The 19,611-nt window shown below is 41.4% G+C and carries 16 protein-coding genes and 1 tRNA gene; 7 read left to right on the forward strand and 10 right to left on the reverse strand.

Annotated features, from left to right (window positions below):
- Positions 1-21: 21 nt before the first annotated feature.
- Together BUA60_RS00410 and serS are read right to left on the reverse strand one after the other, a co-directional pair.
- Positions 22-1,806 carry a tetratricopeptide repeat protein gene (locus tag BUA60_RS00410; RefSeq protein WP_072859793.1) on the reverse strand — a complete coding sequence of 595 codons (1,785 nt, stop codon included), beginning with the start codon at positions 1,804-1,806 and terminating at the stop codon, positions 22-24.
- Positions 1,807-2,206: 400 nt separating this feature from the next.
- Positions 2,207-3,478, reverse strand: coding sequence for a serine--tRNA ligase (serS, locus tag BUA60_RS00415; protein ID WP_072859794.1), 1,272 nt, complete (start codon positions 3,476-3,478; stop codon positions 2,207-2,209).
- A gap of 89 nt (positions 3,479-3,567) precedes the next feature.
- On the opposite strand from serS, the gene BUA60_RS00420 reads away from it, so the two are divergent.
- Entirely contained in the window at positions 3,568-3,948 is a 381-nt protein-coding gene (locus BUA60_RS00420) for a VOC family protein (RefSeq protein ID WP_072859795.1), read from the forward strand.
- 25 nt (positions 3,949-3,973) lie between these two features.
- On the opposite strand, the gene BUA60_RS00425 is transcribed toward BUA60_RS00420, so the two are convergent.
- The gene (locus BUA60_RS00425) at positions 3,974-5,293 is read right to left on the reverse strand and encodes an HTTM domain-containing protein (protein ID WP_072859796.1); all 1,320 of its coding nucleotides are present in this window, start codon (positions 5,291-5,293) and stop codon (positions 3,974-3,976) included.
- Positions 5,294-6,220 carry a bifunctional riboflavin kinase/FAD synthetase gene (locus BUA60_RS00430; RefSeq protein ID WP_072859797.1) on the reverse strand — a complete coding sequence of 309 codons (927 nt, stop codon included), beginning with the start codon at positions 6,218-6,220 and terminating at the stop codon, positions 5,294-5,296.
- Between the two features lie 53 nt (positions 6,221-6,273).
- Here BUA60_RS00430 and BUA60_RS00435 point away from each other — a divergent pair, with 53 nt between their 5' ends.
- Both BUA60_RS00435 and BUA60_RS00440 read left to right on the forward strand, forming a co-directional pair.
- Complete coding sequence (locus tag BUA60_RS00435; protein ID WP_072859798.1) at positions 6,274-10,047, forward strand: zinc-dependent metalloprotease; 3,774 nt, start codon at positions 6,274-6,276, stop codon at positions 10,045-10,047.
- Between the two features lie 4 nt (positions 10,048-10,051).
- Positions 10,052-10,735, forward strand: a complete 684-nt coding sequence (locus BUA60_RS00440) for a hypothetical protein (RefSeq protein ID WP_072859799.1) — start codon at positions 10,052-10,054, stop codon at positions 10,733-10,735.
- Positions 10,736-10,740: 5 nt separating this feature from the next.
- Here BUA60_RS00440 and pth read toward each other — a convergent pair whose 3' ends face one another.
- The 3 genes from pth to BUA60_RS00455 form a co-directional block, all read right to left on the reverse strand.
- A complete protein-coding gene (gene pth, locus BUA60_RS00445) occupies positions 10,741-11,370 on the reverse strand; it encodes an aminoacyl-tRNA hydrolase (RefSeq protein ID WP_072859800.1) in 630 nt (209 codons plus the stop codon).
- A gap of 79 nt (positions 11,371-11,449) precedes the next feature.
- Complete coding sequence (locus BUA60_RS00450) at positions 11,450-12,082, reverse strand: 50S ribosomal protein L25/general stress protein Ctc (RefSeq protein WP_072859801.1); 633 nt, start codon at positions 12,080-12,082, stop codon at positions 11,450-11,452.
- A gap of 45 nt (positions 12,083-12,127) precedes the next feature.
- Positions 12,128-13,069, reverse strand: a complete 942-nt coding sequence (locus BUA60_RS00455) for a ribose-phosphate pyrophosphokinase (protein WP_072859802.1) — start codon at positions 13,067-13,069, stop codon at positions 12,128-12,130.
- Between the two features lie 341 nt (positions 13,070-13,410).
- Here BUA60_RS00455 and BUA60_RS00460 point away from each other — a divergent pair, with 341 nt between their 5' ends.
- Both BUA60_RS00460 and BUA60_RS00465 read left to right on the forward strand, forming a co-directional pair.
- A complete protein-coding gene (locus BUA60_RS00460; RefSeq protein ID WP_245802482.1) occupies positions 13,411-13,602 on the forward strand; it encodes a GIY-YIG nuclease family protein in 192 nt (63 codons plus the stop codon).
- Positions 13,603-13,609: 7 nt separating this feature from the next.
- A tRNA-Leu gene (locus BUA60_RS00465) sits at positions 13,610-13,689 on the forward strand.
- A gap of 90 nt (positions 13,690-13,779) precedes the next feature.
- Here BUA60_RS00465 and BUA60_RS00470 read toward each other — a convergent pair.
- On the reverse strand, positions 13,780-14,292 hold the full coding sequence (locus BUA60_RS00470; protein ID WP_072859804.1) for a VOC family protein: 513 nt from the start codon (positions 14,290-14,292) through the stop codon (positions 13,780-13,782).
- Between the two features lie 120 nt (positions 14,293-14,412).
- Between BUA60_RS00470 and BUA60_RS00475 the strand changes: the two genes are divergently transcribed.
- Positions 14,413-14,721 carry a winged helix-turn-helix transcriptional regulator gene (locus BUA60_RS00475; protein ID WP_072859805.1) on the forward strand — a complete coding sequence of 103 codons (309 nt, stop codon included), beginning with the start codon at positions 14,413-14,415 and terminating at the stop codon, positions 14,719-14,721.
- A gap of 7 nt (positions 14,722-14,728) precedes the next feature.
- Here the strand turns inward: BUA60_RS00475 and bla are convergent, their stop codons facing one another.
- Positions 14,729-15,532 carry a subclass B1 metallo-beta-lactamase gene (gene bla, locus BUA60_RS00480; protein WP_072859806.1) on the reverse strand — a complete coding sequence of 268 codons (804 nt, stop codon included), beginning with the start codon at positions 15,530-15,532 and terminating at the stop codon, positions 14,729-14,731.
- Between the two features lie 193 nt (positions 15,533-15,725).
- Positions 15,726-15,971: a helix-turn-helix domain-containing protein gene (locus BUA60_RS00485; RefSeq protein ID WP_072859807.1), complete on the reverse strand. Its 246-nt coding sequence runs from the start codon at positions 15,969-15,971 to the stop codon at positions 15,726-15,728.
- A gap of 303 nt (positions 15,972-16,274) precedes the next feature.
- Here BUA60_RS00485 and BUA60_RS00490 point away from each other — a divergent pair, with 303 nt between their 5' ends.
- Complete coding sequence (locus tag BUA60_RS00490) at positions 16,275-19,601, forward strand: transglutaminase family protein (RefSeq protein WP_072859808.1); 3,327 nt, start codon at positions 16,275-16,277, stop codon at positions 19,599-19,601.
- Positions 19,602-19,611: the final 10 nt, after the last annotated feature.

A 19,611-nucleotide genomic window follows, 5' to 3' on the forward strand; every position in this document is an offset into this window, starting at 1 on the left:
GACGGGCCAAGACGTTGGACACTAATTAATACTGTCTCCCCGCAACATCCTGAAATTCCTTCTTGCCAGCGGAAAAAAGTAACTATCCTGATAGTTATAGATAATTTTCTCGTAATGCACCTTGGCCTTTTCGGGCTGATCCAAGATATTGCGATACAATTCCGCCAGGGCAAAATTGGCATCATCGGCCAAAATATCGTTGGCATAGAATTCCACTATTTTAAGGTAGTTAAATTCCGCCTTTTCATAATCCTTTAATTCAATTAAAATTTCGGCCTGTTTCAGAAGTGCTTCATCCTCTATTTTTTCCCCTTTATGATTTTGGAGAATATCTTCCAACAGGTCCACCGCATCCTTCTTTTTATTTTGATAGGCCAGAAAATCGGCCCGGGCATACTTCTTTAAGGCCGTTTGTGTGGAATCTTCCAATGAATTATCGGAAATCAATAAGCTTAGCTGCATGGCGTCATTGGCAATCAATTGCGAGGTAGATCCCCTAAGTATCTTTAATTGCGTTAAAGCCCAATCAAAATCCCCTTTATAAAAACTAGTTTGCGCTACCTTAAAACGGGCATCCTGACCAAGGACATCATTCTTCAAATCTTTCTGAATCTGGGAAAAATAGATCAAGGCCTGATTAAACTGCCTATCAAAGACCAAAATATCGCCCAAAGTACTTTTAATATAGGATTTGCTATAATTATTCATGGGCAGCTCCAAACATTGGCGTAATATCCCAATAGCAGGTTCGGGGTTATTCTTATTGAAGGTTAAGAATTTGGCATAGGCTATCTGCAGTTGAAGGGTTTCCATTTGGTAACCGTGTACTGCTAGCAGGTCATCGAATTTCTTTTGGACCTTGTCCAGCACCTTATCATCGGTTTCCAATAAATCCAATTCAATAAGATTTAGCTCTGCATCCAAGGCCACAATAGCGTCTGCACTATTTTCGGATATATATAGAAATACGTCCTTTGCGGTATCTAAATCCTGCTCCTCCATGGCCAGTTTTCCCAATCCCTGTAAACGCTGCAACGAAGTCTCCCCGCCCCTTTTGTAAATGGCCTTTTCTTGGTTAAAGGCGCTCCTAAATTGTTTTTGTTGAACAAAAAGCCAACTCAGCAATTCGTTCCATAGGATATCCGGGCTTCTTTGTGCATTCTGAAGCAACACCTTTTTGAATTTTATGTTATTTGGATTTTCGGCCTCCGCACTTATAAAATCGTTGATATTGCGCAGTACATTTGCCTGTGAAGCCTTGCCTTCACTTATTAATTTTAAATAGGATTCGTACATCTGCTCTATATTCCCCTGCTCCCCGTAGATTCTGGCTTTTTGAAAATTATAATCCAATTGGGGATTACGCTCCATAGCTATGGAATACGCCTTTAAGGCATAATCCAATAAAGCATATTTCTGAAACCTGTAACCAAGGCCATAGCCATAATTGGGATTCTCATTAATTTTTTGAAGGGCTGCATTGTAATAATCGGTCGCCTTTTCCGGTTGGTCCTGCAAGGTATAATTGTACCCCAGCTCAATGAGCATGGTAGGATAAATATTTTGTTCGTTCACCGCGTTCAGCAAAAATTCCTCGGCCTTATCATACTGTTCCAATTGTTGGTAGCAGGCCACTAAGCCTTCGCCATAATCTGTCCGCATTGGATTTTTGGCGACCAACTTTTCATAGAATACCACGGCCTTATCAAAAGCACCATCCTCAAAATATTGTTTCGCCAAAAAGTCTTCCTGGGAAACCAGTAGTTGGGAACAAGAGAATATAAGTATGGAAATAAGTAGTCGCAAAGATTCTTTTTTTCAAAGATACGTAGAATGTACAAAGTGGATGTTAAGGCCAATATAAAGAATTATAAGTAGGCCAAACTTTAATTTCAGCTTAGGTTTAAGCTGTAACCTTGTTTATTCTTTTTGGAATGAAACCATTAAATGCAGGGGACGAAATTTCCCTACAACAATCCATTGTCTCCTAATTTAAAAAAATGCTCCTGCCGGTCTCACCGGTTATTCCAAAACACAAGCCGATAAACAAGATGGTTGGGATGTTTTGGCAGGGGCCATAATAAGGGTTGGCAGCTGCTATATTTTCACTACCCCCCCATCAAAAAGAACATATGAAACTCACCTTTAACAGCAGTGATGACCACTATCTCCTAGGCTTTAAATACAAATTTTAGCCCGGCTAGTTTTAGCTGATCTTATCAAACCCGGTATAAGGGATAAGGACTTCAGGAATTTGGATTCCATCCTCTGTCTGATAATTTTCCAATATTCCGGCCAATACCCTGGGCAAGGCCAATGAGCTGCCATTTAAGGTATGTGCCAATTGACTTTTACCATTTTCGTCCTTATAGCGCAGTTTTAATCGGTTTGCCTGAAAGGTTTCAAAATTGGAGACCGAACTAATTTCCAACCAACGATCCTGGGCCGTTGAAAAGACCTCAAAATCATAGGTAAGGGCAGAAGTAAAGCCCAAATCCCCTCCACAAAGTCGTAAAATCCTGTAGGGCAATTTAAGTTCCCTAAGTATATTTTTCACATGCTCTACCATACCGTCCAAAGCTTCATATGATTTAGTGGGATGCTCCACCCGCACTATTTCTACCTTGTCAAATTGATGCAAGCGGTTAAGTCCGCGCACATGCGCACCGTAACTCCCGGCTTCCCTCCTAAAACAAGGAGTATAAGCGGTATGCGTAATGGGAAAATCGGATTCGCTTATAATAACATCCCTAAAAATATTGGTTACCGGTACCTCGGCCGTAGGGATCAAATAAAGATCGTCCTCACCTATGTGATACATTTGTCCTTCTTTATCGGGCAACTGGCCCGTACCATAACCTGATGCCTCATTTACCAAATGGGGCACTTGAATTTCATTATATCCAGCAGCTGCATTCCTATCCAAAAAGTAAGAAATAAGGGCTCTTTGCAATCGAGCACCTTTTCCCTTGTACACCGGAAATCCGGCGCCAGCTATCTTTACTCCCAATTCAAAATCTATAATGTCATATTTCCTTGCCAATTCCCAATGTGGAAGCGCCCCCTCTTTTAGGGTTGGGATATCCCCTTCCCTGAACACCTCTTCATTATCCTCCTCAGTGCTACCAGCAGGTACTGATGTATGTGGAACATTTGGAATTTGGTACAGTAAATTTTGTAGTTCGGTTGCAGTTGCCGTCAAGGCCTCGTTCAATTCCTTGGACTCCTCTTTCAAACTACCGGTTCTTTCTTTTAAAAAGTTGGCTTCCGCAGCCTTACCACTTTTATAAAGCTGGCCTATTTCCTTTGAAATACTGTTGGATTCGGCAAGTGTATTATCCAGGCGTGCCTGCAGGGACCGTCGTTTTTCATCCAATTGAAGGACACTTTCAATAATTGGAAGGGCTTCAATATTACGCTTTTTTAAAGCTTCAACAATTTGTTCCTTATCCTCACGGATAGCCTGTAACTGCAACATTTTTTTTGATTTTTATCGTGCAAATTTAACCTAATCTTCGGATTTTCGGTATAAATTTAGCCCGGATATAGTTAGCAAAATTAAATTTCATGGTTTTTGAACACATCGCCTTGAACGTAAAAAACGTAGAGGACATTAAGGATTGGTATGTTGCCAATGTGGGGTTAAAAGTAGTTTCTGAACAATCGCAAGCTCCTTTCATGACCTTTTTGGAAGATTCAACGGGACGGGTAATCCTAGAACTTTACCATAGACCTGAAGAGGAAATCACCAATTTCAAGACAAAGCACCCACTTAGCTTTCATATGGCATTTGTTTCCCAAAACGCTGAAAAAGACAAGATTAGGTTACTGGGTAAAGGAGCCAGTTTTGTAGAGGAAATAACAAAGGAAGACGGCAGCCATTTGGTAATGCTCCGTGATCCATGGGGAATGCCCCTGCAACTGTGCCATAGGACCAAACCGTTTTAACAAACCAGAAGGCAATACTATTATACTAATTTTTTGATGGTGAGGGCAAGATCCAATCGTTGTGCCCAAAATAATTCCAGGACGCGCTGCCAAGGTCTATTTTTGGATCAATAAATTCTTGGTACGGTTTTCCGTTGACGCTCACCCTAGAATTTACATAAACCGAGATGTCCTCCCCCTTTTCATCGTATTCCCGTTTAAGGCGTTGGGCAAACTGCCACATAAAATCCGGATAGGATTTAATTTTACTTTTCTGTCCCCTTGTTAAATAATCGTCCAAATTTACCAGATACGAATTCCCGTTGGTATGGTTCACTATTCTAAAAGTAGTAATTCCGGTCCTACTCCTCAACATCATTCTCCAACTCAACCTATGTCCCTCTTCTGTCCATAATACATCGTCCTTTATAAAATAATGGCGGACAGGCAGGGCCAGTTGGATCAAAAAATAAAGCGACAAAATTCCCAAAACCAATTCTCTTTTGGGCGGCACAACAACGGCATCCCCTTGGTAAGGTTCCTTCTTTTTAAAAAACAATTTTCGAATAGATTCAGGCTCAAAAAAGAATACCGTAAACGCTAATGCCAAATAAGGAAAAATTCCGATTTGAAAGACTATGGAATTGAACAAATGAAAGAATATGGAAGCAAAAAAAGCCCATTTTCTTGTAGGTTTCCACAAGAGGGCGGGCACGATAAACAAATCGAACAGAATACCCGAAACACCTACTATACTATGAACCATAGGTACCTGAAGCAGCCCACCAATGATGGGATAGGATTTTTTATTCTTAAAAAGAATTTCTATAATACTAAAATCCAACCAGTCCCCGTACATCTTGGCCACGGAGGCATAGGTATAAACTATAAATAATTGTAAGATAATTACCCATCTCAAATAGGCGGACATGTGATTGGTCCTTATCGACGGGTTTCTTTTGGCATCCAGCGAATAATCCCTGTTTGCCGGCATAAAGGCCATAATCAATGCAATCAGAATAAGCAGGTAATAGTGATTGTTGTAGGCTGTTTTTTGCATAAGGTAAACACCCGTCCAGAGCAGGGCAAAGGCCGCAGCGCTCAATCGGTATCTATAACCCAGGGCAATAAAAACCCCTAAGGATCCCATGGCAATAAAATACAAATACATGCCTATACCCGGCAATGGTTGCAGCCAGTCGAAACCAATAAAATTAAACGTAAACTCCGGGTCTATCAGATTTTTTTTGACCCAACCCGTGGCAATGGCGCCATAGCATTCAAGGCTAACAAGAATGCCAAAAAATACCCTGAAAATTAGGAGCGGACTATTATCGATTTGCTTAAAAAGAAACCGATCCAGCATTTATTTAGAGATTATGGAAAGGGAAGTCTCCCGATCTTTTTTCAGTTGTGCCTGTAAAGCTTCCAGGGAATTGAACTTTTTTTCATCCCGTATCCGATCAATAATATCGACCTGAATTTCTTTCCCGTAAAGGTCCTGTTCAAAATCGAAGAAATTAATTTCTATACTTTTGGTCTTGCCCTCCACGGTAGGATTAAAGCCTATGTTCATCATTCCAAAAACAGTTTTGCCGTTTAATACACTGCTCACTACATAGACCCCGTTCTTGGGTATTAGCTTGTACTCTTCGGGAATGGACAAATTAGCAGTTGGAAAGTTTAATTTCCTTCCCAATCCTTTTCCTTTAACAATGCTCCCTGTTAGCATATAATTATACCCCAAATACATATTGGCCGTTTTCATATCCCCGTCTTCCAAGGCCTTCCTGATTTTTGTTGAACTAACGGAAACATCATCCACTTCCTGGGCCGATATTTCCTCCACCTCAAAATCCAAGGCATTCCCAAAAGCCATCAAATCATTAATATTGGCATTCCTATTTCTCCCAAACCTATGATCGTAACCAATAATGATTTTTTTGGTCTTTAAATCGTTTACCAAAATATCCCTAACGAACTGTGTTGCGGATAAGCGTGAAAATTCTTTGGTAAATGGATGTACGATTAGATAATCGATACCCAATTCCTCCATGATTTTAATTTTTTCGTCAATGGTATTCAAAAGCTTTATAGAAACATCTTTTTGAAGTACCATTCTAGGATGGGGGAAAAAAGTAAGCACCGTAGATTTCAACTCCAATACTTTGGCATTGTTTATGAGACGTTCCAATATTTTACGGTGACCAATATGCACACCATCAAAAGTGCCAATGGTAATGGCAGTAGGGTGCGCTTTATCGTAATTGGAGATGCTTTGAACTGTTATCACAAAAATGGAATAATAAAAAAACTTATCTTTGAGTTTGTACTAAACCCCGCTTGATGGTTGTAAAATTACGTCTTGTTTTTTCAATATCCATATTTTTTCTTTGCTATTGCGGTTTTGGTCAAACCAAATATTGGGATAAAACCGATTCCGGGAGCCGCCAATTACAGAGGCAGACAGCAAAGTTGGAAATAAGGAACGGCGTTACTTTTTCCCTAAAGAAGGACATTTTTAACAACGAGCTTAAGGCTGCACAGCGCAATAAGGCCTCAAAAATAGTGAGTTTTCCGGACGAAAACGGGGACCTGATTCCATTCGTCGTCCAAGAAGCCTCCGTCCTTTCCCCGGAACTTTCCAAGAAATACCCCCAAATAAAGTCATATGTCGGTAGAGGTTTAAATAACGTAAAGGATAGGGTAAGATTTAGTGTTTCCCAAAACGGGGTACAAAGCATGATTGTATATGGCGAAAGCAAAAACGCTACCTACATGCAAAAGGTTTCGGATTCCGAAAATGAATATATAGTGTACAATAGGAAAGATGCCTATATGATGAACACTAATTTCATTTGCGAGACCACCTCCCTTATAGAAAAGGACAAAGGGCCTACTGCCTTAAAGTTGGTAGATGGCCAGGTGTTAAGAAAATTCCGTGTAGCCATCTCAGCTACAGGGGAATATACCGAGTTCCACGGCGGAACAGTACCGGATGCCCTAGCGGCCATTAATGCTACCATTACACGGGTAAATGAAATTTTCGAAACCGATTTGGGAATCAGTCTGGAAATTGTTGCCAATACCGATGAGGTCATCTACACGGACAAGGATACCGATCCCTATGGAACAAATCTTAATTCTGAAGTACAAAATACCTTAACTACGGTTATTGGCGCTGAAAACTACGATGTAGGCCATTTGTTTCAAAAGGACCAAAATGGGGGCAATGCCGGATTTATTGCCTCGGTATGTATAGATTCCAGAAAAGGGAGTGCCTATTCCTCTGCCCTGATACCTCAAGGGGACATTTTCGACCTGGATTTTGTGGCGCATGAAATGGGGCATCAGTTTGGCGCCAACCACACCTGGTCCTTTGAATCGGAAGGCACTCTGGTACAGGCCGAACCAGGAAGCGGAAGCACAATCATGGGATATGCAGGTATTTCCGGAAATAACAATGTTGCCCTAAACGGGGATGACTATTTTCATTACTACAGTATATTTCAGATATCGGAATATATAAAAACAACAAGTTGTGCCCAGGAAATCTCCTTGCTGAACACTCCACCCGAAATAGTGCCCACCGGCAACTTTACCATCCCAAAATCTACCGCCTTTAGGTTAAGGGGCAATGCGACCGATGCGGACATAGATGATATACTTACCTACAATTGGGAACAAATAAATGACGGCATAGTTACCCATAACACCTTTGGGCCCACAAATCTCAGTGGCGCCAATTTTAGATCCTTAAAACCAACGGTAACTCCAACAAGATATTTTCCAAGGTTGAGCAGTATTGTATCGGGCAACCTTACCCAAACCAACCCCAACGTAAATACCACTTGGGAAACCGTTTCCTCTGTAGAACGGGAACTGGACTTTGCACTTACCGTCAGGGACAATTCCCTTGGGGGCGGACAAGTTGCCTCGGACCTGGTGAAGGTTATGGTCATAGACAATGCCGGACCCTTCGTAATAACTTCCCAGGCCATCAATGAGATTTATACTGCAGGCACGCGACAAGAGGTTACCTGGGATGTAGCGAAAACAAATCAGGGTCCGGTAAACGCACAAAAAGTTGACATCTATTTTTCCGCCAATGGAGGCGCTTCCTTTCCCATAAAATTAGCTGACAGCGTGCCCAATGACGGGCAACAGGACATATTGATCCCTGGATTTGCAACTCCTACAGGCCGAATAATGGTCAGTGCCCACGACAACATCTTTTTGGCGGTAAACGCTGCCGATTTTACCATAACATCATCCGATATAGTGTTGAACTTTGCCCAATTGCAACACGAAGTTTGCCAAGGAAATGATTTAATTGTGCCCTTCAACTACCAAACATATAATGGTTTTTCCGGGGAGGCCACCTTTTCCGCCACCGGTATGCCCCCGGGATTGACAGTCGATTTTTCCCCTACCTCCACTATGGTGAACGATACCCTAGTAAATATTACCTTTTCCAATACGGATTTGGTAACTCCCGGCAATTACCCCATAAGTATAGTGGCGACTTCAGAAAACGTAACTAAGGAAGTTGTAATAGATGTGAAAATATTAGAAACTACCTTTGCGGATGTAGTCCTACAATTGCCCACCAATGGCTCTACAAGTGCTCGTATAGCATCACAATTGGAATGGGAATCCAATTCCTCCTACACCTCCTATGATGTTGAGATTGCCGATGACGCGGCCTTCACCAATATTATTGATTCGGCCACTGTTATTTTCAACTACTATTTGGCCACCGACCTGGCAGAGGAAACCACTTATTATTGGCATGTTAAACCCAAGAATAGCTGTGGAGAGGGAACCTTTGGTCCGGCCTTTAGCTTTACCACCTTGGAACTAAACTGTGCTTTGGAATCGGCCAAGGATTTGCCCATTACAATATCAACAACAGGGGCACCCACAATAACATCTACCATTACCCTTTTGAACGACCTGCCCGTAGCAGATATAAATGTTAATTTGGACCTTACCCATTCCTTTCTTGCCGATTTGGAAGTAACCCTTATATCCCCCGCCGGCACTCGGGTAATTCTCGTATCCAATTCCTGTGGAGGAAATCAGGATATACTGGCTACATTTGATGATAGTGCGGAAGCATTTATTTGTGGAACAACTCCGGCCATTCAGGGCACTGTAAGGCCCTTGGGCTCTTTGGCTGCTTTTAATGGAGAATCTACCTATGGGGACTGGATACTGGAGGTCAAGGACATTGCGGCCTCGGATGGAGGGTCCTTAAATGCTTTTTCTATGGACATTTGTGTAGAAGGCACCTTTAGGGCAGACGAGGATAAAGATGGTGTTTTTGATGATGGCGATGATCTATGCCTAAACACCCCTATGGGGGCCACGGTGGATTTAAACGGATGTGCCGTTTATATTTTACCTGCAGATAATTTTGAAGTGGAAATCAATAGTGAATCCTGTAGCAATCAAAATAATGGTTCTATACGTATTGTTGCCGATATCAATATGGACTACGACCTTACGCTTATCGGCAATGGAATAAATGAGAGCAATAATTTCACCAATTTCTTTTTTAAAGAAGGCCTTGCGGCCGGGACTTATGAAATATGCATTATTGGAACAGAAGATGACAAGGCATACGAACCCTATTGTTTTCAAGCCATCATTACAGAACCTCCGCCCTTAACCGTTACTTCCAAGCTAACCGCCTCGGGGAGTCAGGCCATATTGAACCTTGAAGGGAGCGATTGGTACAATGTTGAACTAAATGGCATTGTTACGCAAACCAAATCTTCCAGCATTACTCTGGAACTTAAACAAGGTATCAACCAAATCAAGGTAACAACCAATTTGCAATGTCAAGGCATTTATGAAGATCAATTGTTCCTTATGGACGAACCCCTGGTATTCCCCAACCCATTTGAGGAGGAGGTCAATATTTTCCTTAATAATGGACCGGAAACCGTAAATGCACAGATTTTTAATTATGCAGGCCAATTGATCCGCAAAAAGGACTATACCCTAGATAGCAATGAAATTAATATTAATTTTACTGGCTTGCCTTCGGGTATCTATATCCTTAAGCTTAAGGGAGAAGGTGTAAATAGTAATGTTAAGCTTGTAAAAAAATAAACGGATGAAACCAATCACCATAATTTTATGTTTTTTGGCCCTAGTGGGATGCGGAGGGAAAGACTCTCCCAAACCACCCTTGTCCGCACAGCTTGTCTTTCCGGAAAAAAACTCGGAATGTACGACCGGCATAAATGTAACTGGAACCAATAATTCTACGGTGCAATTTAGATGGCAAGCATCGGACCATACGGAATCCTATGAATTAAGGGCTACCAACTTGAATACCAACACCACCCAAACCATTGTGGTAAGTGGCCCCTCGGCAAATTTGAATATTGAAAGGGGAGCCCCTTATTCATGGCTGGTAGTTTCCAAAAACACTGAAGTTTCGGAAACGGCACGTAGCGAAACATGGCGATTTTTTAATGCTGGTGTGGAAACCACCCATGCACCTTTTCCTGCGGAGGTTATAGCTCCCAAAACAGGATCGAACATAGCCAGGGATATTAATAATGAGGTTCTATTGGAATGGGAAGGTGCAGATGTGGATAATGATCTGGAAGGATACGAGGTCTATTTTTCAACAGAAACCCCACCAACTACCCTGATAAGCACACTAACATCGGGAAAATCCGATCTAAAGGTAAGTGTAGAAGCCAACACAATTTATTACTGGAGAATAGTTACAATGGACAGGGAAGGAAATACCGCTACAAATAGCATTTCAGAGTTTAAAGTACGATAAGAGTTCTAGGTTCCGTTGTATTCGTTCATTGTCCTGTTTACGCCTGAAAGCACAAATGAACGGATGAGTGCATTGATTCTTTCATATCGTTCCACCAAGGCATCCTTTTCCTCTTGGTTCCATTCGCCCAAGACATAATCTATCTGTTTTCCTTTTCCAAAATCCGATCCAACACCAAACCTCAACCTATTGTAATTGGTAGTAAGGAGGTACTGCTGAATATCCTTCAATCCATTATGGCCCCCATCACTGCCTTTGGTCTTTAAACGAATGGTTCCGAAGGAAAGATTAATATCATCTGTAATAATAAGCACATTTTCAAGGGGAATATTTTCCTTGTCCATCCAATATTTTACAGCTTTTCCACTTCTGTTCATATAGGTAGATGGTTTAAGACAAATTATGCTCCTTCCTTTAACCTTAAAGGTACCCACATCGCCCAGCTTTGCTGTTTCAAAGATAAAATCTTCCTCCCTGGCCAAGGAGTCCAAAATTTTAAACCCAATGTTATGACGGGTCTCCGCATATTCCTCCCCTATATTTCCAAGTCCAACAACTAAAAATTTCTTCATGGCGTCTTTTTCATCCAATAACGTCCCGTTCAATTTAAAAAATGATTCTAAAAACTGGAACATATCACTATTTTTGAAGTTCGTAAAAATACAAAAGCATCCCGCAGATACGGGATGCTTTTACATTTATTTTAGTTAAAAACTATGCTTCACCACCTTCAGCTGGTGCTTCTGCAGCAGCTTCTGCTCCTTCTTCTCCTTCTTCATCCTCTTCATCTGTCAAGACCGCATTACGTGCAGCTTTAACCTGAACAACCACGGTGTTTTCTGGGTGAAGAATGGTAAATTCGTCTTTCAACAATGTAGCTACGGAAATATTTCCTCCGATTCTCAATTTAGAGATATCAACATCAAAGAAATCCGGCAAATTGTCTGGTAACGCCTTAATGGCAAGTTTTCTTTTTCTGAACAATAATCTACCACCATTTCTAACCCCTGGAGAGTTACCCAACAATCTTACAGGAATGTCCATAGTAACTTCCTTATCCTTGAACAACTGATAAAAGTCTACATGTAAAATGTTATCGGTTACAGGGTGAAATTGAATATCCTGCATTACCGCATCGTACTTTTTACCACCTTCCAAATCAACCACAACAGTGTGTGCGTTTGGAGTGTACACTAAATCCTTGAACGATAGTTCGTCTGCTGCAAAGTGTAATGGTTTATCCCCTCCGTAAATAACGCAAGGAACCTTTCCAGCATTACGTAAGGCCTTTGTTGCTTTTTTGCCTACGCTTTCTCTTTCTGATCCTTTAATTGTAATTGACTTCATTATATTTATTAAATATTAATTAAATTACTTACTCATAATATACTTCTACATCAGAAACTTGGAACTAATGGAAGTATTGTGATGTACCCTGTGCATTACATCGGCAAACAACTCGGCACAACTTATTACCCTTATTTTTTCACTTTCCCTTTTTAACGGTATGGAATCGGTTACAATAAGTTCTGACAATTTCGATTTTTCAATTTTCTCGTACGCATCCCCTGAAAGAAGTGCATGTGTGGTAATTGCCCTTACACTTACTGCTCCCCTGGCCATCATTAAATCTGCCGCTTTGGTCAAGGTTCCGGCCGTATCGACCATATCATCCACCAAAACCACATTTTTTCCCTCTACATCTCCAATAAGTTCCATATGCGAAATTACATTGGCCTGTGCCCTTTGCTTGTAACAAATAACAACATCACAGCCAAGCGCCTTGGAATAGGCATAGGCCCTTTTGGATCCGCCCATATCCGGTGAGGCTATGGTAAGGTCACTAAGGTTGAGGCTGTTCAAATAAGGCAAGAACAAAGTGGACGCAAATAAATGGTCTACCGGCTTTTCAAAAAAGCCCTGTATTTGATCGGCATGCAGGTCCATGGTAATGATACGGGTAGCACCTGCCGCCTCCAACATTTTGGCTACCAATTTGGCCGCTATGGGAACCCTAGGCTTGTCTTTTCTATCCTGTCTGGCCCAACCAAAATAAGGCATTACTGCGGTTATATGCCTTGCAGATGCCCTTTTGGCAGCATCCAACATCAACAACATTTCCATCAGGTTTTCAGGACCAGGATTTGTAGAACCAATAATAAACACACGCATTCCACGTATAGATTCCTCAAAGGATGGCTGAAACTCCCCATCACTATATCTAGAAAAAATAACATTGCCTAAATTGGAACCAAAGTGTTCCGCTATTTTTTCGGATAGCTTGGTACTTTGTGTACAGGTAAAAATTTTAGGCTCCGGTACTTGATATGGCATTGTTAATGTATTGTTTATTAGTTTATTGGAACTCCTTTTTATAAGGAGGTGCAAATTTAGAAATTAATTTGGGTTGCTAAAGTATAAATGTTGTTATTTTTTTGGTGATATAAAGAAAATATTTTTTAGTTTTGCAGTCTCAAATGTATCAGGGGTTAAAAGAACAACTGAGAAAATTGAAACCTAAGAAATAATTACCTTGCTCGAGTGCCTGCCTGCGGTAGGCAGGGCGGAACTGGTAGACCTGTCTGCCGACAGGCAGGCGCGCTGGAAATGAAATATTGAAGATGGTTTGGATTTATGCCATATCTAGTTTGACTTCTAACTATATTTACGTGGGGATGACCACGGATTTAGAGGAAAGGATAGCAAGGCATAATAACGGCAGAGAAAAGACTACCAAACCGTATTTACCTTTTGAATTGATTTTCACGGAATCTCGGGAAAATTGGATAGAAGGCAGAAAAAGAGAGAAGTATTGGAAATCAGGTGTTGGAAAAGAACAACTGAGAAAATTGAAAACTAAGAAATAATTACCTTGCTCGAGTGGCGGAACTGGTAGACGCGCTGGATTCAAAATCCAGTTCTTCGGAGTGTGGGTTCGATTCCCACCTCGAGTACAACAAAAACCCTGTAAATCATAAGATTTACAGGGTTTTTTCATTTTACACAACATCTTTACCAAGAGACCAGGGATCAATTATTTTCCCCTATTTGGCATAAGCCCCTGAAGAATAGGTGAGTTCATAGCTATGCGTATAGACTTCAAATACAATCCCGAAAGGATCCTCTACATAACACATTTTATAAGGCTTGTCCTCGGGATAATATTCCCTTATGGGCATTCTTTGCTTACCACCATGGGTCACTATCTTGGCCACAAGCTCCTCTATATTGGGATCCTGTATACAAAAGTGGAATAGGCCGGTATTGAACGGATTAAACTCCGGCGCTTCCTTTACCCCATGCGGAAAAGTAAACAATTCTATCCCAATGCCATCAGAGGTAGCCATATGGGCAATTTCAAACTCCTCCCAATCCTCGCCAAAAACATCGATACACATTTGCCCAATGGCCGTTTCCCTCTCCTTCTTTACTGTGGAGGGTTCCATAATAATATACCAGCCCATAACCTCGGAATAAAATTTTACGGCTTCCACAATATTGGGAACAGTAATTCCTATGTGGGAAAATGATTTTGGATAAGTTTTATTAGTTTTCATCTATTCTATTTTAGACCGCAAAAATAATCTATATTTGCCCAAATGGCAATAACTTACCAAAAAGTTATATAGTTACCAAAAAGAGTATTTTACTGATTATAAATAGTTTACATTACCAGAATGATCAAAAATAATTGCCCCTTGCACTATACCCTGAACCTAATTGGCACCAAGTGGAAGCCTTTAATACTGTTCCATCTCCTTGAGGGACCTTTGAGGTCAGGAGTTTTACAAAAGAAGATCTCCGGTATTTCCAATAAAATGTTTACTCAGACCGTCAGGGAATTGGAGCTGGACGGACTAATTACACGGGAAGTTTTTCCCGTGGTACCCCCAAAAGTGGAGTACAGCTTGACCAATAAGGGGAAATCCCTAGAGAACATTTTAAGGAATATGGACGAATGGGGCGCTACTTTTTATAAGGACTAAGACCTTTTTATTCGAATAGTCTTACGGTATAATCCAATAGTTCGGTACCCCCCGCTATTCCGTGCCCAGGTATTACCGTCTTGGCGGTAGGATATTTTTGTTTTATTTTTCTCACCGTATTGGACCAGACCATTACATTGGCATCCTCCAAATTGCCTTTGGCAGCACCTACTTCCTTAATAAGGCATCCTCCAAAAACGGTATTGTCCTGGGGGAAGTAAGCTATTACATTATCCTTGGTATGGCCCTCCCCAAAATATTCTACATATGCCTTTTTGCTCCCAACATTTAAAGTAAGGCTATCGGCAAAACCGTTCAAGGGCTTTGAGAATTCTTTGTCATTGGCCCCCAACAATTCCATGGTTTTATTGGATGCATATGTTGAAATGTTGTATTTAAGGAAGGTTTCCAACCCTCCAACACAATCTCCGTGAAAATGTGTTGGCACCACCGCTTTTATTTCACTATTAAGCTTTTTGGACACATAGTTTATCAATTCTTGAGAACTTTCATCATCCGTTGGGGTGTCAAAAACTATCGCTTCATTTTCGTTTACAACCAGCATCCCATTGCAGGCCACCCTGCCAAAATCATTGGTATTTAAGAATGAAACATGTTGGTATATGTGGTCCGATAGCTGATGAACTATTAAATTGTCTGATTTATAAACTATTACGCTCTCCGTTTTGGAAGCTTCTTCGGTTTGATCGATAAGTTTCTGATCGGTTTGTTTTTGCTTGTTTGGAGCGCCATTACATGAAACAAGCATTAAGCCTAAAAAGAAAAAGAGAATTATTATGAATTTGGACATAACGGAGATATATTGGAATAATGGAATAGCGCAAATATAGGATACAGTGTTATTATTCTAAATGGAAGTTTTTAAATTATATGATATTTTACAAATCGGAATAAATGATTTCCCCGAATAGGCCAACCCAATGGCAGGTGTTATATCCAGACCGTTGTTAGAAAGCACACTGTTTTTAGGGTACAACTTTAGGTTATTCTAAATTCCTTCGCACAATTTCGTTGCCTGTTTCCCCAAAATATTCAGGGATAATTTTTTGCCACAACTCCATACCGTTTTGAGTTATCCCTAAAGCATAAGATAGTACCCTTAATGTGTACCCTCTTGGTTTTACTCCTGACAAAATACCCAGAATGGTTCTCATTGATAAGCCCGCTTTCTCAGCCAGTTCATCTTGAATAAGATTTAGTTTTTCACGATATTCACAAAGTTTGGACATACTTTAAAATCAGCAGCAGGATCATAAATGGATTTACGCCATTAAATTTAAAGCCTTATAGGCCATTGGCCATAGCCTTTATCCCAAATACCTTTTCTTTCCCCATAGGTTCCTTTTAACACCAAGGAGACCAACAACAATCCCAGAGAACAAATCGTTCAAAAATCCTTTCTAGATTATCAATCTAGCAAAAAGGAATGTCGATTAATTTTTTATGGATAAAATTTTGACCTATATGCATTTAACAAGAGGGATTCCTGATTTTAGTGCTTATCTTAGGGCATATTGAAAATTTGATTGTCCATGGCATTAAAAGTAGCAATTTCCCATAAAACCGTTTACAAGTATGACAGAAGGGTAAACCTTTCACCACATATTTTTAGGTTAAGGCCCGCACCACATAGCCGAACGCCCATAGAGGCATATTCCATAAAAATTAAGCCTGAAAATCATTTTTTCAATTGGCAGCAAGACCCTTTTGGCAATTACTTGGCCCGCATTGTTTTTCCGGAAAAAACAGCAGAACTCTCGGTAGAGGTAGAAATTATTGCGGATTTAAAGACCATTAACCCCTTTGATTTTTTTGTAGAGGAAGCCGTTGAGAATTTTCCGTTCACCTATTCTGAAGATTTAAAGAAAGAGCTTCTCCCCTATTTGGAAGTAACGGAAAAGGGTCCGTTGCTACAGGAATGGTTGGAAAAGCTGGACTTAACTCCGATGCGGAGCATTGATTTTCTAATTGGCCTCAATCAAAAATTGTACACCTACCTCAACTACACCATCCGTATGGAGCCGGGTGTACAGACCTGTGAAGAAACCCTGGACAGGAAGTTGGGTTCTTGTAGGGATTTTGCTTGGCTTTTGGTTCAGACGTTACGACATTTGGGATTGGCGGCCCGTTTTGTATCGGGATATTTGGTACAGTTAAAGTCGGATGAAAAATCCTTGGACGGTCCTTCCGGCCCAGAAGAGGACTTTACCGACCTCCATGCTTGGGCAGAAGTATATTTGCCCGGCGCGGGCTGGATAGGGTTGGATGCCACCTCAGGGCTTTTGGCAGGGGAAGGCCATATCCCCTTGGCCTGTACACCTTCCTTTGAAAGTGCCGCACCGGTATACGGATTAACGGACCCCTGTGAAACGGAATTTGAGTTCGACAACTCCGTAACCCGGATTTTTGAGTCGCCCCGAGTAACCAAACCTTATACCGAAGATCAATGGAAAGCCATTTATAATTTAGGCTTTGCCGTAGAAGAGGAACTTCAGCTAAATGATGTAAGATTAACTATGGGTGGGGAACCTACCTTTGTTTCCATAGATGATATGGAAGCGGAAGAATGGAATACCGCAGCAGATGGGGAACACAAACGGGAATTGGCGAGTTCCCTTTCACTCAGGCTATTGGATGCCTTTGGCAAAGGTGGAATGTTGCACCATGCCCAGGGCAAATGGTATCCGGGGGAACCATTGCCACGTTGGCTTATTGGTATTCATTGGCGAAAAGATGGGGAATCCATATGGAAAGAACCCAAATGGCTGGCCTCCTTTACAAAGACCTATACCATCCCAAAAGATATTACGGACACTTTCCTAAAGACATTGACCAAGTATTTGGACTGTCCCGATGAAAGTATAATTCCGGCATTTGAAGATGCTTTCTACTTTTTGTGGGAAGAAGGCAAATTGCCGGTAGATGTGGAGCCAAAAGATTACAAAAAAGAGGACACCGCATTAAGGCGAAAGTTGGGGGAAGTGTTGGAACAGGGTATTGGCAAAACCGTAGGCCATATATTGCCTTTGGCTAAAAGTAATGACCACTGGATTACAAATACCTGGGAGTTTAGGGGCAAACATCTATTTCTAACCCCTGGAAATTCCCCGATTGGACTACGACTTCCCCTGGAATCCTTGCCCAAAGAACCGGAAGTACCATCAGAACCTACTGCGGAACCCGAACTGTTCGAAGATAGGCCAGGATTAAAAGCTTATGGAAAAGACCTTCAGGAGCGTATCAATTCCAAAACGTCAAGATCATCCACCAAAAAACAACCTTTTGTCCGTACAGCCCTCTGCGCCGAGGTACGGGACGATAAATTATTCCTTTTCCTACCCCCTCTGAATAGTGCGGAGGACTTTTTGGATTTAATTGCAAGTATTGAGGCAACTGCCAAGGAACTGGAAATTCCGGTAATATTGGAGGGATATGAGCCTCCTAGGGACAACCGTTTGGAAGTTCTGAAAATTACTCCGGATCCAGGCGTTATTGAGGTAAATGTTCATCCCGCCAAAAATTGGCAAGAGCTTACAGACAATACCTTGAAGTTATATGAAGAAGCAAAAAAATCTCGTTTAGGGACAGAAAAATTTATGCTCGATGGCAAGCATACGGGCACAGGAGGAGGCAACCATGTTACTTTGGGAGGAATCACTCCCGCGGATAGTCCCTTACTTCGAAATCCGCAACTCTTGCGTAGCCTACTTACATTTTGGCAGCACCACCCAGGGCTTTCCTATTTGTTCTCTGGAGCGTTCATAGGCCCTACCAGTCAGGCACCACGTGTAGATGAGGCGCGATTGGAAAATCTCTACGAATTGGAAATTGCCTTTTCCCAAATTCCAGAAGATAAAGAGGTGCCTTTTTGGTTAACGGACCGATTATTCCGCCATTTATTGACCGATATTACAGGAAATACCCACCGTGCCGAGTTCTGTATAGATAAATTATATTCCCCTGATTCCTCCTCGGGTAGATTGGGAATCTTGGAGTTGAGAGCTTTTGACATGCCACCACACGCACAGATGAGCCTCATGCAAATGCTACTGGTACGTACTTTGGTCTCTTGGTTTTGGAAAAAGCCTTACAAACATAATCTGGTGCGTTGGGGTACGGAATTACATGATAAATTCTTGTTGGAACATTATGTAAAAGAAGATCTTAGGGATATCGTTTCACAATTAAATGATGCCGGTTACCCCTTTAAATTGGATTGGTTCGACCCATTTTTTGAATTCAGGTTTCCCTTATACGGTATGATAGAGATCAATTCCATGCAGATAGAACTCCGCATGGCCATAGAACCCTGGAACGTATTGGGCGAAGAAATGTCAGGCAGGGGAACGGCACGATACGTAGATTCCTCCTTGGAAAGGGTACAGATAAAAGTGAAAAACTTTACGGAAGAGCGTTACAGCCTAACCTGTAACGGTGTAAAAATAATATTGAGCCCTACTGGTATTAAAGGCGAATATGTAGCGGGGGTCCGCTATAAAGCATGGGAACCTTGGTCTGCGCTTCACCCCACCATTGGGGTAGATGTGCCTCTGGTCTTTGATATTGTAGATATGTGGAACAAAAAATCCATTGGTGGATGCACCTATTTCGTAGCTCATCCAGGCGGACGTTCTTATGATACCTACCCAGTAAATAGTTATGAGGCAGAATCAAGGAGAATTAACCGATTTTGGGATTTTGGGCACTCACAGGGTGAAGCAACACCGATGGAAATGGGCCCTACAACAAATTTTAGTGGTAGGATGGTAGAACCTAAGCCTGCTTCCAATACATTTGTATACAAAGAAATACCTATAAATCCCGAATATCCACATGTGCTGGATTTGCGGAAGAAGTAATTCATAAATT

It is taken from the genome of Arenibacter palladensis, from assembly GCF_900129275.1.
Classification (GTDB): Bacteria; Bacteroidota; Bacteroidia; order Flavobacteriales; family Flavobacteriaceae; genus Arenibacter; species Arenibacter palladensis.

Bases quoted from the DNA above. Each gene is read 5' to 3' on its own strand.
- serS (WP_072859794.1), bottom strand. From the start codon at position 3,478: ATGTTGCAGTTACAGGCTATCCGTGAGGATAAGGAACAAATTGTTGAA.
- BUA60_RS00420 (WP_072859795.1), top strand. From the start codon at position 3,568: ATGGTTTTTGAACACATCGCCTTGAACGTAAAAAACGTAGAGGACATT.
- BUA60_RS00425 (WP_072859796.1), bottom strand. From the start codon at position 5,293: ATGCTGGATCGGTTTCTTTTTAAGCAAATCGATAATAGTCCGCTCCTA.
- BUA60_RS00435 (WP_072859798.1), top strand. From the start codon at position 6,274: ATGGTTGTAAAATTACGTCTTGTTTTTTCAATATCCATATTTTTTCTT.
- BUA60_RS00440 (WP_072859799.1), top strand. From the start codon at position 10,052: ATGAAACCAATCACCATAATTTTATGTTTTTTGGCCCTAGTGGGATGC.
- pth (WP_072859800.1), bottom strand. From the start codon at position 11,370: ATGTTCCAGTTTTTAGAATCATTTTTTAAATTGAACGGGACGTTATTG.
- BUA60_RS00450 (WP_072859801.1), bottom strand. From the start codon at position 12,082: ATGAAGTCAATTACAATTAAAGGATCAGAAAGAGAAAGCGTAGGCAAA.
- BUA60_RS00455 (WP_072859802.1), bottom strand. From the start codon at position 13,069: ATGCCATATCAAGTACCGGAGCCTAAAATTTTTACCTGTACACAAAGT.
- BUA60_RS00460 (WP_245802482.1), top strand. From the start codon at position 13,411: ATGACCACGGATTTAGAGGAAAGGATAGCAAGGCATAATAACGGCAGA.
- BUA60_RS00470 (WP_072859804.1), bottom strand. From the start codon at position 14,292: ATGAAAACTAATAAAACTTATCCAAAATCATTTTCCCACATAGGAATT.
- BUA60_RS00475 (WP_072859805.1), top strand. From the start codon at position 14,413: ATGATCAAAAATAATTGCCCCTTGCACTATACCCTGAACCTAATTGGC.
- bla (WP_072859806.1), bottom strand. From the start codon at position 15,532: ATGTCCAAATTCATAATAATTCTCTTTTTCTTTTTAGGCTTAATGCTT.
- BUA60_RS00485 (WP_072859807.1), bottom strand. From the start codon at position 15,971: ATGTCCAAACTTTGTGAATATCGTGAAAAACTAAATCTTATTCAAGAT.
- BUA60_RS00490 (WP_072859808.1), top strand. From the start codon at position 16,275: ATGGCATTAAAAGTAGCAATTTCCCATAAAACCGTTTACAAGTATGAC.